This window comes from Arthrobacter nitrophenolicus, from assembly GCF_045833485.1.
GTDB classification, from domain to species: domain Bacteria; phylum Actinomycetota; class Actinomycetes; order Actinomycetales; family Micrococcaceae; genus Arthrobacter; species Arthrobacter nitrophenolicus.
In genome coordinates this window covers 869824-882712 of sequence record NZ_CP174504.1, presented here as the reverse complement: position 1 = coordinate 882712, position 12889 = coordinate 869824, and the positions used below count along the sequence as shown (strand labels likewise).

Below are 12889 nucleotides of genomic sequence, written 5' to 3'. Positions count from 1 at the left end.
CGTGGCTCCTGTTTTTGCGCTCGTTTTTCGGGTAAGTTCCTTTTTGCGGCTGTGAGAAAACGGTTTCTGGCCGCAGGGACAGGGACACATGAAACAACTCAGCAGGCTCGGCATTGTGGGCTACGGGGCCGGCGATGCCGCCAACAGCATGATCATCAGCACCTCAAACATGTTCCTGCTGGTCTACTACACGGATGTCGCGGGCATCGGGGCGGCTGCGGCAGGGACCTTGCTGGTGGTGGCGCGGGTGTTCAACGCCTTCACGGACATTGCGGCCGGACGCATCGTGGACCGCGTGCACAGCAGGCGGTGGGGCAAATTCCGGCCCTACCTGATGTTCGGCTTCATCCCGCTCCTGCTCAGTGCGGCCGTGTTCCACGTCCCTGACGCGGATCCTTCGGTGAAGCTGCTGTATGCCTACTGCACGTACGGCCTGGTGTGCCTGGCCTACAGCCTGGTGAACGTGCCCTACGGCTGCCTCGTGGGGGCAATGACCCAGGATCCGAGGGAACGGGCCCGGCTGGCGGGTGCCCGGACCATCGGCGGGCTGTCGGTGGGGGCAACCCTCGGCTTCTTCATCGCCCCGCTGCTCGGCGCCGGCGGTGACATGCAACAGATCTTCACGGTCATGACGCTGGTTTTCGCGGCCGTGGGGTCAGGGCTGTACGTGTTCACCGGGATCGCCTGCCGGGAACGGATCGCCGGCAGTGTCCCTACCATTACGCTGCGCCAAAGTGTGGATGCGCTGAAAGCCAACTCCCCGCTGGTGGTCCTCTGCATCAGCTCGGTCCTGTTCGTCACCGGCGCCAGCGCCACCGGTGCCGCCCAGTTCTTCTACCTCCGCGATGTCCTGTCCAGGGTGGACCTGTTTCCGGTCATGGCGGCCGCGCAGGTGGCCATCACCCTGGTGCTCGCCGTCGTGATGCCGCGCATCGTGGCGCGGTGGGGCAAGAGGGCGGTCTACACAGCGGGCGGCTGCACCGGGGCGCTGGGCGGCGTGCTGGTCTTCCTGGTTCCGGCCACCCTGCCATGGCTGGCCGTCGCCGGCATGGTGCTGGCCATGCTGTCGTCGGCGTCGGTGGGCATCGTGACCTGGGCGCTGATCGCGGACACCGTGGAGTACGGCGAATGGAAGACCGGCGTGCGCGTGCAGGGCATCAACTATGCGCTCCTGGCGGCAACCCGCAAGCTGGGCATGGGCTTCGGCGGAGGAGTGGTGGCCTTCTCGCTGGCCTGGGGCGGCTATGCATCAGCGGCCGCGGTGCAGTCGGACACCGCCCTCCTGGCCATCCGGGCCGCCGCCGGCCTGCTGCCCGGATCCCTGACCCTGGCAGCTGCGGCAGCAATGTACTGGTACCGGCTGACGGACAAAAGGCACGCGGAACTGGTGGCCGGCCTGCAGGAATCGCGATAGCCGCCGGAGAATGTGACGCAACCGATTTTGCACTCCTGTCCGGCGGGGTTATGGTCTTTCCCATGACTAACCGTTGGTATGCGTATTTTTCGTTGGCTCTGGAGGGGCCCGCGTCTAACTGACACGCATCCAACAACCTTCAGAGCCAACAGGGCAGAGATTATTCTCTGCCCTTCGCCGTTTCTCCGGCGGGTTCTGAACTGGGCCCGCTTCCCATCTGGAACAGGACCCGAACATGAGCACCGCAACAGCAGCAGCCGCAAAATCCACCTCGAACCTGCGGGTCAGCGAATTCACTGCGCTGCCCACCCCGTCCGAACTCATCGCAGAACTGCCCCTGGACGCCCGGGTGGCGGACGTCGTCGAACGCGGACGCGATGAAGTCCGCGCCATCATGGACGGCGTGGACGACCGCCTGCTGGTCATCGTCGGCCCCTGCTCCATCCACGACCCCAAGGCCGGGCTCGAGTACGCCCGCCGGCTGGTCAGCCAGGCCGAGAAGCACAAGGAAGACCTGCTGATCGTCATGCGGACCTACTTCGAAAAGCCCCGCACCACCGTGGGCTGGAAGGGCCTGATCAACGATCCCCGGCTGGACGGCAGCCACGACATGGTCACCGGCCTGCGGACCGCCCGGCACTTCCTGCAGCAGGTCACTGCCCTGGGGCTGCCCACCGCCACCGAATTCCTCGAGCCCATCAGCCCGCAATACATGGCGGACCTGATTTCCTGGGGCGCCATCGGTGCGCGGACCACGGAAAGCCAGATCCACCGCCAGCTCGCGTCCGGCCTGTCCATGCCCATCGGCTTCAAGAACGGGACCGACGGCGACCTCCAGGTGGCCATCGATGCCTGCGGTGCGTCCGCGGCGGCGCAGGCCTTCCTGGGGATCGACGGCGAAGGCCGGGCGGCGCTGGTGGCCACGGCCGGGAACCCGGACACGCATGTGATCCTGCGCGGCGGCCGGAAGGGCCCCAACTACTCCGCAGCCGACGTCGAAGCCGCCTCGGCGAAGCTGGCCGGCAAGCAGCTGAACCCGCGGCTGATCGTGGATGCCAGCCACGCCAACAGCGGCAAGAGCCACCACCGGCAGGCGGAGGTGGCGTTCGAAATCGGTGCCCAGCTCGAGGACGGCGGCACCTCCGCCCAGGCCATCGCGGGCGTCATGCTGGAAAGCTTCCTGGTGGGCGGAGCCCAGAACCTGGACGTTGCCGAACACGCGGCCGGCCGGGACGAGCTGGTCTACGGCCAGAGCGTCACCGACGCCTGCATGGAGTGGGACGTCACAGCCTCGGTCCTGGACCAGCTGGCAGCGTCTGCCCGGAAGCGCCGGGCGGTGAAATAGGGGAGCGCACTACTTTCACATCGGCCACATGAGCATCTAGAGTATCTAGGTAGGTGGTTGGTGGATGGCTCAGCATCGGAACACCGCATTGGCATGTACCTGGGGTCACTGTTGTCCATCCGTCAGCAAAGGAATAGGGAAATGTCGGAACAGAACTTCTCCAACGCGAAGTTCCTCACCGTGGCTGAAGTAGCCCAGGTCATGCGCGTCTCCAAAATGACTGTGTACCGCCTGGTGCACTCCGGTGAAATGCCCGCGGTGCGCTTTGGCCGCTCCTACCGGGTCCCCGAGAACGCCGTCGAACAGTACCTCAAAGGTGCCGTGGTGGAGGGCCACACCGAGACCGCCTGAGGAGGCCTGTCAAAGGCCGCCCCCGATAGGCGGTACCCTGTTAAGGAACGATTTACGTCATTGTAAGAATCTGTCAGTTGTTCAGTTCGTAGCTTCGTCCACGGACCCGTTCCAGCAGACAGGTACTGCATCTAGTTTGTAAGGAACTTTCGTGGGTTCAGTAATCAAGAAGCGTCGCAAGCGTATGGCCAAGAAGAAGCACCGCAAGCTGCTTCGCAAGACCCGTCACCAGCGCCGCAACAAGAAGTAGCAATACTTCGCACAGCGTGAAAATGCCCGTCGCCTTCCAGGCGGCGGGCATTTCTTTTGTCCGGAGCACAACCAGGTGGCAGTAACTGTCGTTTTGAGGGCCCAAAACGACAGTTACTGCTACCTAGACGCGCGGGCCGCGGATCCGGGCGAAGCCCTTCCACAGGCCGTAGACCGCCCCGCCGGCCGTGGCTGCCTTGAGTCCGAATGTTGCCGCGCGGCGGCCGGCCCGGAAATCATAGACCGGCCAGTTGTGGTCCCGGGCATGCCGGCGGAGCCGGGCGTCCGGGTTGATCGCAACGGGGTGGCCCACCAGCGAGAGCAGCGGGATGTCGTTGTAGGAGTCGCTGTAGGCCCAGCAGCGCTTGAGGTCCAGGTCCTCGGCGTCGGCGATGGCCTGGACGGCAACGGCCTTGGCGGACCCGTGCAGGATGTCGCCCACCAGTCGGCCGGTGTACAGGCCCTCCGAAATTTCCCCCACGGTGCCCAGCGCGCCGGTGAGGCCCAGGCGGGTGGATATGACCGTTGCCACCTCAATGGGGGTGGCGGTGACCAGCCAGACGCGGCGGCCCACCCGCAGGTGCTGCTCAGCCAAAGCCTTTGCGCCGGGCCAGATCCGCGAGGCGATCATCTCGTCATAGACCTCTTCGCCCAATGCCTTGATGTCGTCGACGCTGATGCCCACCGCCAGATTGAGGGCCGAATCGCGGACGGCATGGACGTCGTCCATGTTCTCCCCGCGCGCCAGGAACATAAACTGCTTCCACGCCATCCCCGCTGCCTGCCGCAGCGTGAAGGCGCCGCGCTGATGCATCTTCCGCGCCACATGGAACAGGCTGGCGCCGCGCATGAGCGTATTGTCGACGTCGAAGAAGGCCGCCTCGCCCGGCTGCGGCGCAGCAACCGGTTTGGTGACTACGGCGACGTACTTCTCCTCGGGCATGGACTCGAGTCTAGTCAATCCAGTGGGACGAAGGCTTCGGCGTGCCCGGCACCGCGAACGGGGCTACGGTTAAGCCATGGCCATCCCCCGCGTCGTCCTCCTCACCAAAGCCAACTGCCACCTCTGTGAAGATGCGCGCGACGCCGTTGCGCGGGTTACTGCCTCCCTGGGCCTTGAGTGGACGGAAGAGCTGGTTGACGAGCAGCCTGAACTGCGGGAACGCTACGCGGAGGAGATTCCGGTGGTGCTGGTGGACGGGGTGCAGCGCGACTTCTGGAAGATCAACGAGGCTCACCTGGAACGCGTGCTCCAGCGCGCGATGGCACAGTAACGGGGATGCATTGCGGTTGATTGCACCTGCTTTGTGGGCACCGGCGGGAGGGCTCTAGAGTGGAGTCACAACGCGACTCAAGGGAGGGGCTGGTGACTTCGCTGGACTCGACTCCCCAGGCTGTCCCGGATCTTCCGGACGCCACGGGCACCCCGGCCAAACAGATTCCGCCCGCGGCCGTAGCCCGGCTGACGCTCTACCTGCGCGCCCTCAACACCCTGCTTGCCGACGGGGTGGAGCGCGTCTCCTCCGAGTCGCTCGCCGAAGCCTCAGGAGTAAGCTCCTCCACGCTGCGCAAGGACCTGTCCCATGTGGGGTCCTACGGCACCCGCGGAGTGGGATACGAGGTGCAGTACCTCAGCCGCCACATTGCCGCCGCCCTGGGGCTTACCCACGACTGGAAAGTGGCCATTGTGGGCGCGGGCAACCTGGGCAAGGCCCTGGCCCGGTACGGCGGATTCGAGTCCCGCGGCTTCGACGTCGTGGCCATCTTTGACGCCGACCAGATGGTGGTGGGCAACGAGGTGGGGTGGCTGCGCGTCAGCGATGTTGCGGACCTGGAAACCGTCCTGCACCGCACCGGAGCCAACATGGTGGTGCTGGCGCTCCCGGCGGCCGTGGCCCAGGGCGTGTGCGACCGGGTGGTGGCCGCCGGTGTCCACAGCGTGCTCAGCTTCGCCCCCGTGATGCTCCAGGTTCCGGAAGGGGTCAACCTGCGCAAGGTGGACATGGCCACCGAGCTGCAGATCCTGGCCTATCACGCACAGCGGGCGCAGGCCCCGGGGCAGACTGCCTGAGGCCGGCCCCCGGGCCTGCCCTTAGGACGCGCACGTTCCACGGTGACGCTCAGATGTCCGGGCGACACCCAAATTTGGGCCGCGAAAATGAGCACCCGCGTCGACGGTGAGCACCCGCGTCGCCGGCACGCCACCGGGCGGAAAATGAGTTCCCGCTTCGATGTTTGTAGCCGGGACCAAGAAAAGCGGCCCGGGATGCAGTGCGCATCCCGGGCCGCTTTCGTCAGCGGGTATTACCGGCCGTAGGGGTTGCCGAAGCCGCCGCCGTACGGGTTGGCGAACGGCTGCTGCTTCCGGAAATAGGGTGCGGCAGCCGGCAGGTAGAGCAGCACGATGGCGGCGATTCCCAGCAGGGTGCCCAGGGTGCCGATGGTGGGCGGACCGAACAGCCCGAAGATGGACAGGGCCGCGAACACCGTGCCCAGGATGCGTGCCCAGTTCTTGCCCTTGCGGACGAAGAAGGCCACCAGCAGGTACAAGCCTGCGCCGATGATGGCGAACACCACCAGAGTGCCGGCGATGATGCCCTTGATGTCCTCGTATGTAACGCCCGTGGCGCCGCCGGCTTCCATCTGGTCCTCGAAGGTCTGGCGGAACATCGGGTCATCCAGCTGCGTCAGGCCCGTCAGCAGGGAGACCACGAAAATCACGGCGGAGGCGATCAGCAGCCAGAAGGAGATGTTGACGAGCTGGGGGACGCCGTTGGCGCCGGCAGGCTGGGGCTGCTCGGACGGGTACTGCGCGTACGGGGACTGGCCGTAGGAGGACTGGCCGAAAGGCTGCTGGCCGTAGCCGGGAGCCTGCGGCGGGTTCTGCCCGTACTGCGGTGCGTTTTGTCCGTACTGCGGGGCCGACGGCGGCTGGGAACCATACTGCGGCGCGTTCTGCCCGTACTGCGGCGGGTTCTGCGCGTACGGCTGGCCGTACTGCGGAGCGTTTTCGCCGTAGCGGGGCTGGCTGCCGGGCTGGTTTCCGGACTGGTCATCGTTGGGTACGGGCGGCGGGACTGGAGGAGTGCTCATGAGCGGTCCTTCTGCAGGTCGGATTCCAGGGAGGCTGCCGGGAGCGGTCCTGCGCCGAACCCCCAGCAAGGCTTAAGTCCACCGTACCCCCGGGCTGCCGCCTTGTGGGTCATTCTGCGGAGGTATTCCGCGCCGGGGCGGCGGCAAACCAGGCCTGGGCATTCGGCAGCCACATCAGCACCGTTGCCGCCAGGCTGACCAGGAAGGCCGTCCAGTTTCCGGCACTTTGCCCCATGCCCGACGACGTATTAACTCCGGCAAGGACCAGGGTGATCCCGGCAAGCACCGTCAGGGCCACCCGCGCCCACTTGCGGCCGGCCTTCATCTTGACCGCGAAGACCATTTGCGCGGCCCCGACGGCGGCGGCCAGCAGCATCAGTGCGACGACGGCTGCGGCGGCCGCGGGCGCGGCCGCAAAAAGCACCAGGGACGCCAGCATCCCCAGGAGTCCGCCCATCAGGGCAAGGATCCCGCCAATGAACCAGATCCAGAACGAGACCTTTATTTCAGTGGGCCGGCCGGCAACAGAAAACAGCGCGCCCAGGCCGTTCTGCGGCAGGCGGGAAGAGTTGCTCATGGCGTTCACTGTAGTCCCGCCCGGCGGTGTCACGGCGAGGCCCGGTGCGCAGGGACTGCTCCCGCGCAACGGGCGAGGGTTTCACTGCGCGGTCCGGTACGACCAACACCATTAAGACGGAAAACCTCCAGCACCGGGCTGCATGCCGGTGCCGGAGGTTTCCAAGGGCTGCTTACGCTGCGGGAGCGATGAACGCCAGTTCCAGGTTGATGGCAACCTTGTCGCTGACCAGGACGCCGCCGGTTTCCAGGACGGCGTTCCAGGTGAGGCCGAAATCCTTGCGGCTGATGGTGGTCTCGGCGGAAACGCCGGCGCGTGTGTTGCCGAACGGGTCAACGGCCACGCCGTTGAACTCGGTCTCCAGGGTGACGGGGCGGGTAACGCCCTTGATGGTGAGGTCGCCGTTCAGTTCGTAGCTGTTGCCCTTGGCCACCAGGCCGTTGGAGACGAAGGAGATTTCCGGGAACTTCTCCACGTCGAAGAAATCCTCGCCCTTGACGTGGCCGTCGCGGTTGGCATCGCCGGAGTCGAAGCTGGCGGTGTTGATGGTGGCCTGGATCTTGGAGTCGGCCACATCCTCTGCCAACTCCAGGGTGGCAGCGGCGTCGGTGAACTGGCCGCGGACCTTGCTGATGCCTGCGTGGCGGACAGTGAAGCCGATCTCGCTGTGGGAGTTGTCGAGGGTCCAGGTGCCGGTGGTGATGTCTGCGGGAAGTGCCATGGTGATGCTCCTTGATTCGTGCGTGCCGGATAACGGTTGCGTTGAACCTTCATCTGTTGAAGCCTCAACTATCTTGCTGCATCCAGTATAAACATGCATTTGCATCTTTTGTTCCCGGTCTCGGAACATTTCTTCAAAAACTTCAGTTCTACTCTTTGTAGAAAGCACCTGTGGAAGATTTCGGATCGCACGCCATCTTTGAGAAACTGGTAAACATGCCCCAAGCCACTGTCCATCTGCTCCGCCATGGCGAAGTCCATAATCCGGACGGCGTCCTGTATGGAAGGCTGCCCGAATTCCACCTCTCCGAACTGGGGCGGGAGATGGCCCGCATGCTCGCCGAGCACTTCCGGCAGCGCGCGGAAAACGGTGCCCGGATCACCTACCTTGCCGCTTCGCCGCTTGACCGGGCCCAGGAAACCGCAGCCCCCACGGCCGAGGCGCTGCGCCTGCAGATCCACACCGATGAACGGATCATCGAGGCAGAGAACTACTTCGAGGGCATGAAGGTCACCAAGGCCGAGCTGCGCCGTCCCAAGCACTGGCCCCGGCTGGTCAACCCGTTGCGCCCCTCGTGGGGCGAGCCGTACAAGCAGCAGGCCTCGCGGGTGATGGCGGCGGTCCAGGATGCCCGCCTTCGCGCCATTGAACTGGCGGACGGCAATTTTGGCTCGGCCGGACCCGAGGCAATCATGGTCAGCCACCAGCTTCCCATCTGGGCAACCCGCCTCAACGCCGAGGGCAAGCCGCTGTGGCATGACCCGCGGAAACGCGAATGCACTTTGACTTCCATCACGTCGCTGGTGTTCGACGACGACGGCACGCTCCTGCGCGTGCAGTACAGCGAACCAGCGGCGTCCCTTCTTCCCGGTGCCGCCAGCACCCCTGGAGCCTAGTAGTGACTGACAGCAATTTCCGGAACACCCCGGCAGGCAAAGGACCCGTCAGCTCCCGCCGCAGTGTCCTCGCTGCCGGCGGCCTGGCGCTGACCGCGCTGACCGTGGGCCTGTCCGGGTGCGCCCAGGAGGACGCGCTGGCGCAGCAGGCGAAGGCCGGGGACAACAAGAACTATGTTGCCGGGGACGGTTCCGTCACGGAGTTCGCCGCGGCGGACCGCAAGGCGGCCGTCCAGATCAACGGCACGCTCTTCAACGGCACGGCAGTAGCCCCGGCTGACTTCCAGGGCAAGGTGACCGTGCTGAACTTCTGGTTCGCCGCCTGCGCCCCGTGCCGGGTTGAAGCGCCGATCCTGGAGGAGCTCCACCAGGAGTTCAAGGACCAGGGCGTGCAGTTCTTCGGCGTCAACCTCCGCGACGAGAAGGCCACCGCCGAGGCGTTCGACAAGACGTTCAACCTGACCTACCCGAGCTTCGACGACAAGGACGGCGGCGTCCTGCTCGCCGTGTCCGGGCTGGTCCCGCCGGGGGCCGTACCCACAACGCTGGTGCTGGACAAGGAGGGGCGCGTGGCCTCCCGCGTCCTGGGGGAGATCCAGAAGGGCACCCTCAAGGCCCTCATCACCGCAGCCGTGGCAGAGTAGCGGACCCGTGAACAGTCCCTTCGCCGAAGCCATCCTGAGCGGTTCGCTGCTCCTGGCTATTCCCGTGGCCCTGCTCGCGGGACTGGTTTCCTTCCTTTCGCCCTGCGTCCTGCCCCTGGTCCCCGGCTACCTGGGCTACGTCACGGGGCTCAGCGGCGTGGACCTGCAGAAGCAGAAGCGCGGCCGCATGCTGGTGGGCATCGGGCTGTTCGTCCTGGGCTTCTCAGTGATCTTTGTGCTCCTGGGCGGTGCCTTCGGCCAGCTGGGAACCCTCATCACGGGCTCCCAGAACGCCTGGATCACCCAGCTGCTCGGGCTCCTGGTGATCGTCATGGGCGTGGTGTTCATGGGCGGTTTCAGCTGGCTGCAGCGCGATGCGAAGATCCATGCCAAGCCGCCGGCAGGCCTGTGGGGCGCGCCACTGCTGGGCCTGACCTTCGGGCTGGGCTGGGCGCCCTGCATCGGCCCCACCTACTCGGCCGTGCAGCTGTTGAGCCTCTCCGGCGGTTCCTCCGCCGCCAAGGGCGCGTTCCTCGCCTTCGTCTACAGCCTGGGGCTTGGCATCCCGTTCCTGCTGATCGCCCTTGCCCTGCGCCGCGGGATGGGCGTGATGGCGTTCTTCCGCAAGCACCGCCTGGCCATCCAGCGCATCGGCGGCGGCATCCTGGTGGTCCTGGGCCTGCTGATGGCCACCGGGGTGTGGGGAGCCTGGGTGACCGAGCTGCAGTACTGGTTCCAAACCGACGTGAAGTTGCCAATCTGATGAGCGAGCGTGTGAACGTAGAGAAGAAGTCCCCAGCCGAGGCCGGCGGCAACGAGCCCGGCGGCAAAGTGCTGGAGGCCAAGGCCGTCGCCGCGCTGCCTGCCCTGGGCCCCAAGGAAATGCTGCGCTGGGCGTGGACCCAGCTGACCAGCATGCGGACGGCCCTGTTCCTGCTGCTGCTCCTGGCCGTGGCCGCGGTCCCGGGCTCGCTCTTCCCGCAGCGCCCGGCCAACCCGGCCGTGGTGACCCAGTACATCAAGGACAACCCGGATTACGGCAAGCTGCTGGACTCCCTGCAGCTCTATGACGTGTATTCCTCGGCATGGTTCTCGGCCATCTACCTGCTGCTGTTCATCTCCCTCATCGGCTGCGTGGTGCCCCGCGCCATCGCCCACTACAAGGCAATGCGCTCCCAGCCGCCGCGCACCCCCAAGCGCCTCTCCCGCCTGCCCGAGTACGGCACACTGGTCATTCCCGCCGCCGCGGGGATCCCGGCGTCGGACGCCATCCATGGTGCCGCCGGGCTGCTGCGCAAGCGCGGCTACCGCGTTGAAGTGAGGGACGACGACGGCGCGCGGCCGTCTTTGGGTGCCGAACGCGGCTTCCTGAAGGAAGTGGGCAACCTCGTCTTCCACACCTCCCTGATCGGCGTGCTGGTTTCGGTGGCAATTGGAGGACTGTTCGGCTACAGCGGCCAGCGGATCCTCGTGGAGGGCGACACCTTCGTCAACACCCTGGTGGGCTACGACCAGTTCAATCCGGGCACCAACTTCCAGTCCAGCCAGCTGCAGCCGTACTCCATCCAGCTGGACAAGTTCGACATCACTTTCGACCGGGAGTCCCAGGGCAAGTTCGGCCAGCCCATCGACTTCGCCGCCGCCGTGACCACCAGGGAAAACCCGGACGCGCCCGCCAAGCAGGAGACCCTGAAGGTGAACGACCCCGTCACCCTGGGCGGCACCAGCATCTACCTCACCGGCAACGGCTACGCGCCCGTGGTGACCATCCGCGACGGGGAGGGCAACATCGCCATGCAGGGGCCCGTGGTGGCCAAGCTGCAGGGGGACAACTACTACTCGTCCGTGGTCATCAAGGTCCCCGACGCCAAGCCGGACCAGCTGGGCTTCGCAGGCTTCTTCCTCCCCACCGCGTTCGTCACGGACGAGGGCGTGTCCTTCAGCGGCGACCCGGAGCTCTTCAACCCGCAGCTGACCCTGAACTCCTACTTCGGAGACCTTGGCCTGGACGACGGCGCTCCGCAGAACGTCTTCGAGCTGGACGTGGAGGACCTGACGCCGCTGAACGCCCGGAACCTTGACGCCGGCGGCATCACCCTGGCGCCCGGCACGTCCTACACCCTGCCCGACGGCAAAGGCAGCATCAGCTTCGACGGCGTGAAGCGCTACATCGGCGTGGACATCCACCACAACCCCGGCCAGCTGTACGCCCTGATCTTTGCGCTGCTCGCCGTTGCCGGCCTGATCCTCTCCCTGTACGTCAACCGCCGCCGGGCCTGGGTCCGTACCGGAACCCATGAAGACGGCCGGACCATGGTTGAGTACGGCCTCCTGGCCCGCGGCGAGGACCACCGCCTGGCCGCCGAGGCCGCCACCCTCCGCAAGTTGTTCTCCACCGAATGGCGGCTGCCAGGGGACGCAGCCGCAGAAACCTCCTCCGTAACCACCCCAGCAGGCCCCTCCGGGCCCGAAAAGGACCAGTAATGCCGTTCGGAATCAACGAGACCATGGGCCAGTACAGCGAGCTCTTCATGCTGCTGGCGGCGGGCACCTACACGGTTGCCTTCATTGCCTTCGCCTGGGACCTTGCCAAGAGCAGCAAGGCGCTGCGGGCCATCGACCTCAAGGCCGCCCAGGCTGAAGAAACCGCCAAGGTCCCGGTGGCAGCCGGGGCAGGGTCCGCAGCTGCCGGATCCCGCCCTGATGAGGCCCGCCTGGGCGGACCGGCGGGCCGGGCCGAGCGGCCGTCGTCGTCCACGGCCAAAGCCGCCGGTGCCGGGGGAGTGGTCACGGCCGACGCCGACATGAAGTACGCAGCGGAGCGCCGTGCACCCGCGCGGGTCGCCGTGGCCCTGACCGTCCTGGGTGCGCTGATCCACGGCGCGGGCGTGGTGACCCGTGCGCTCGGCGCCGGGCGCGTGCCGTGGGGCAACATGTACGAGTTCCTGACCACCGGCGCGTTCGTGGCCATTGCCGTGTTCCTCCTGGTGCTGGTCCGGCGGGACCTCCGGTTCCTGGGGACCTTCGTGGTGGGCCTGGCCATCATCATGCTGGTGGCTGCCTCCGTGGCCTACTGGACCCCGGTGGGGCACCTGGTTCCCGCCCTCCAGAGCTACTGGCTGATCATCCACGTCTCCATCGCAGTGCTCTCCTCCGCGCTGTTCACGCTGACCTTCGCCATGTCCGCCCTGCAGCTGGTGCAGTCCCACCGGCAGAAGACGGTGGCTGCAGGCGGGGCTGACAAGCTCGGCTTCATGCGCCTGGTGCCCTCGGCGCTCAGCCTGGAGAACCTGTCCTACCGGATCAACGCCATCGCCTTCATCGGCTGGACCTTCACGCTGATGTTCGGTGCAATCTGGGCCGAAAAGGCCTGGGGACGGTTCTGGGGCTGGGATACCAAGGAAGTCTGGACCTTCGTCATCTGGGTGGTCTATGCGGGCTACCTGCACGCCCGGGCCACCCGCGGCTGGACCGGCAACAGGGCAGCCTGGCTCTCGATCGTGGGCTACCTGTGCGTGATCTTCAACTTCACCATCGTGAACCAGTTCTTCAACGGACTCCACTCCTACTCGGGCCTCTGAGCAGGGGATACTCCGGAA

At 66.1% G+C, this 12889-nt stretch carries 15 protein-coding genes; 11 read left to right on the top strand and 4 right to left on the bottom strand.

The window, feature by feature from the left end:
• Window positions 1-88 precede the first annotated feature (88 nt).
• The 4 genes from ACJJV6_RS04175 (at window position 89) to ACJJV6_RS04160 (ending at window position 3360) form a co-directional block, all read left to right on the top strand.
• Window positions 89-1414: a glycoside-pentoside-hexuronide (GPH):cation symporter gene (locus tag ACJJV6_RS04175; RefSeq protein WP_009356683.1), complete on the top strand. Its 1326-nt coding sequence runs from the start codon at window positions 89-91 to the stop codon at window positions 1412-1414.
• A 235-nt stretch (window positions 1415-1649) separates the two neighbouring features.
• Window positions 1650-2759, top strand: a complete 1110-nt coding sequence (locus ACJJV6_RS04170; protein ID WP_009356682.1) for a 3-deoxy-7-phosphoheptulonate synthase — start codon at window positions 1650-1652, stop codon at window positions 2757-2759.
• 141 nt (window positions 2760-2900) lie between these two features.
• Window positions 2901-3110, top strand: a complete 210-nt coding sequence (locus ACJJV6_RS04165) for a helix-turn-helix domain-containing protein (RefSeq protein WP_009356681.1) — start codon at window positions 2901-2903, stop codon at window positions 3108-3110.
• A 151-nt stretch (window positions 3111-3261) separates the two neighbouring features.
• Window positions 3262-3360: a 30S ribosomal protein bS22 gene (locus tag ACJJV6_RS04160; protein WP_003792170.1), complete on the top strand. Its 99-nt coding sequence runs from the start codon at window positions 3262-3264 to the stop codon at window positions 3358-3360.
• 123 nt (window positions 3361-3483) lie between these two features.
• On the opposite strand, the gene ACJJV6_RS04155 is transcribed toward ACJJV6_RS04160, so the two are convergent.
• Window positions 3484-4302, bottom strand: a complete 819-nt coding sequence (locus tag ACJJV6_RS04155) for an HAD family phosphatase (RefSeq protein ID WP_009356680.1) — start codon at window positions 4300-4302, stop codon at window positions 3484-3486.
• 76 nt (window positions 4303-4378) lie between these two features.
• On the opposite strand from ACJJV6_RS04155, the gene ACJJV6_RS04150 reads away from it, so the two are divergent.
• Together ACJJV6_RS04150 and ACJJV6_RS04145 are read left to right on the top strand one after the other, a co-directional pair.
• Window positions 4379-4633: a glutaredoxin family protein gene (locus ACJJV6_RS04150; RefSeq protein WP_009356679.1), complete on the top strand. Its 255-nt coding sequence runs from the start codon at window positions 4379-4381 to the stop codon at window positions 4631-4633.
• Between the two features lie 92 nt (window positions 4634-4725).
• Complete coding sequence (locus ACJJV6_RS04145) at window positions 4726-5430, top strand: redox-sensing transcriptional repressor Rex (RefSeq protein WP_009356678.1); 705 nt, start codon at window positions 4726-4728, stop codon at window positions 5428-5430.
• 233 nt (window positions 5431-5663) lie between these two features.
• Here the strand turns inward: ACJJV6_RS04145 and ACJJV6_RS04140 are convergent, their stop codons facing one another.
• From ACJJV6_RS04140 to ACJJV6_RS04130, 3 genes are all read right to left on the bottom strand, one after another.
• Window positions 5664-6452: a hypothetical protein gene (locus ACJJV6_RS04140; protein WP_009356677.1), complete on the bottom strand. Its 789-nt coding sequence runs from the start codon at window positions 6450-6452 to the stop codon at window positions 5664-5666.
• Window positions 6453-6561: 109 nt separating this feature from the next.
• Window positions 6562-7029, bottom strand: a complete 468-nt coding sequence (locus ACJJV6_RS04135; RefSeq protein ID WP_009356676.1) for a hypothetical protein — start codon at window positions 7027-7029, stop codon at window positions 6562-6564.
• 172 nt (window positions 7030-7201) lie between these two features.
• Window positions 7202-7750, bottom strand: coding sequence for a YceI family protein (locus ACJJV6_RS04130; RefSeq protein WP_009356675.1), 549 nt, complete (start codon window positions 7748-7750; stop codon window positions 7202-7204).
• A gap of 215 nt (window positions 7751-7965) precedes the next feature.
• Here ACJJV6_RS04130 and ACJJV6_RS04125 point away from each other — a divergent pair, with 215 nt between their 5' ends.
• From ACJJV6_RS04125 to ccsB, 5 genes are read left to right on the top strand one after another with little or no spacing between them, the layout of a single operon-like run.
• Window positions 7966-8646: a histidine phosphatase family protein gene (locus ACJJV6_RS04125; RefSeq protein WP_035751897.1), complete on the top strand. Its 681-nt coding sequence runs from the start codon at window positions 7966-7968 to the stop codon at window positions 8644-8646.
• 2 nt (window positions 8647-8648) lie between these two features.
• On the top strand, window positions 8649-9290 hold the full coding sequence (locus ACJJV6_RS04120) for a TlpA disulfide reductase family protein (protein ID WP_009356673.1): 642 nt from the start codon (window positions 8649-8651) through the stop codon (window positions 9288-9290).
• Between the two features lie 7 nt (window positions 9291-9297).
• A complete protein-coding gene (locus tag ACJJV6_RS04115; protein WP_009356672.1) occupies window positions 9298-10053 on the top strand; it encodes a cytochrome c biogenesis CcdA family protein in 756 nt (251 codons plus the stop codon).
• Entirely contained in the window at window positions 10053-11774 is a 1722-nt protein-coding gene (locus tag ACJJV6_RS04110) for a cytochrome c biogenesis protein ResB (RefSeq protein WP_009356671.1), read from the top strand. The genes ACJJV6_RS04115 and ACJJV6_RS04110 overlap by 1 nt, the downstream gene beginning before the upstream one ends.
• Window positions 11774-12871, top strand: coding sequence for a c-type cytochrome biogenesis protein CcsB (gene ccsB, locus ACJJV6_RS04105; RefSeq protein ID WP_009356670.1), 1098 nt, complete (start codon window positions 11774-11776; stop codon window positions 12869-12871). The genes ACJJV6_RS04110 and ccsB overlap by 1 nt, the downstream gene beginning before the upstream one ends.
• The last annotated feature ends 18 nt before the right edge of the window (window positions 12872-12889 follow it).

What these genes read in the sequence shown, in the direction of transcription:
- ACJJV6_RS04170 (WP_009356682.1), top strand. Translation starts at nt 1,650, where the DNA reads ATGAGCACCGCAACAGCAGCAGCCGCAAAATCCACCTCGAACCTGCGG.
- ACJJV6_RS04150 (WP_009356679.1), top strand. Translation starts at nt 4,379, where the DNA reads ATGGCCATCCCCCGCGTCGTCCTCCTCACCAAAGCCAACTGCCACCTC.
- ACJJV6_RS04140 (WP_009356677.1), bottom strand. Translation starts at nt 6,452, where the DNA reads ATGAGCACTCCTCCAGTCCCGCCGCCCGTACCCAACGATGACCAGTCC.
- ACJJV6_RS04110 (WP_009356671.1), top strand. Translation starts at nt 10,053, where the DNA reads ATGAGCGAGCGTGTGAACGTAGAGAAGAAGTCCCCAGCCGAGGCCGGC.
- ccsB (WP_009356670.1), top strand. Translation starts at nt 11,774, where the DNA reads ATGCCGTTCGGAATCAACGAGACCATGGGCCAGTACAGCGAGCTCTTC.
- ACJJV6_RS04175 (WP_009356683.1), top strand. Translation starts at nt 89, where the DNA reads ATGAAACAACTCAGCAGGCTCGGCATTGTGGGCTACGGGGCCGGCGAT.
- ACJJV6_RS04155 (WP_009356680.1), bottom strand. Translation starts at nt 4,302, where the DNA reads ATGCCCGAGGAGAAGTACGTCGCCGTAGTCACCAAACCGGTTGCTGCG.
- ACJJV6_RS04125 (WP_035751897.1), top strand. Translation starts at nt 7,966, where the DNA reads ATGCCCCAAGCCACTGTCCATCTGCTCCGCCATGGCGAAGTCCATAAT.
- ACJJV6_RS04165 (WP_009356681.1), top strand. Translation starts at nt 2,901, where the DNA reads ATGTCGGAACAGAACTTCTCCAACGCGAAGTTCCTCACCGTGGCTGAA.
- ACJJV6_RS04130 (WP_009356675.1), bottom strand. Translation starts at nt 7,750, where the DNA reads ATGGCACTTCCCGCAGACATCACCACCGGCACCTGGACCCTCGACAAC.
- ACJJV6_RS04135 (WP_009356676.1), bottom strand. Translation starts at nt 7,029, where the DNA reads ATGAGCAACTCTTCCCGCCTGCCGCAGAACGGCCTGGGCGCGCTGTTT.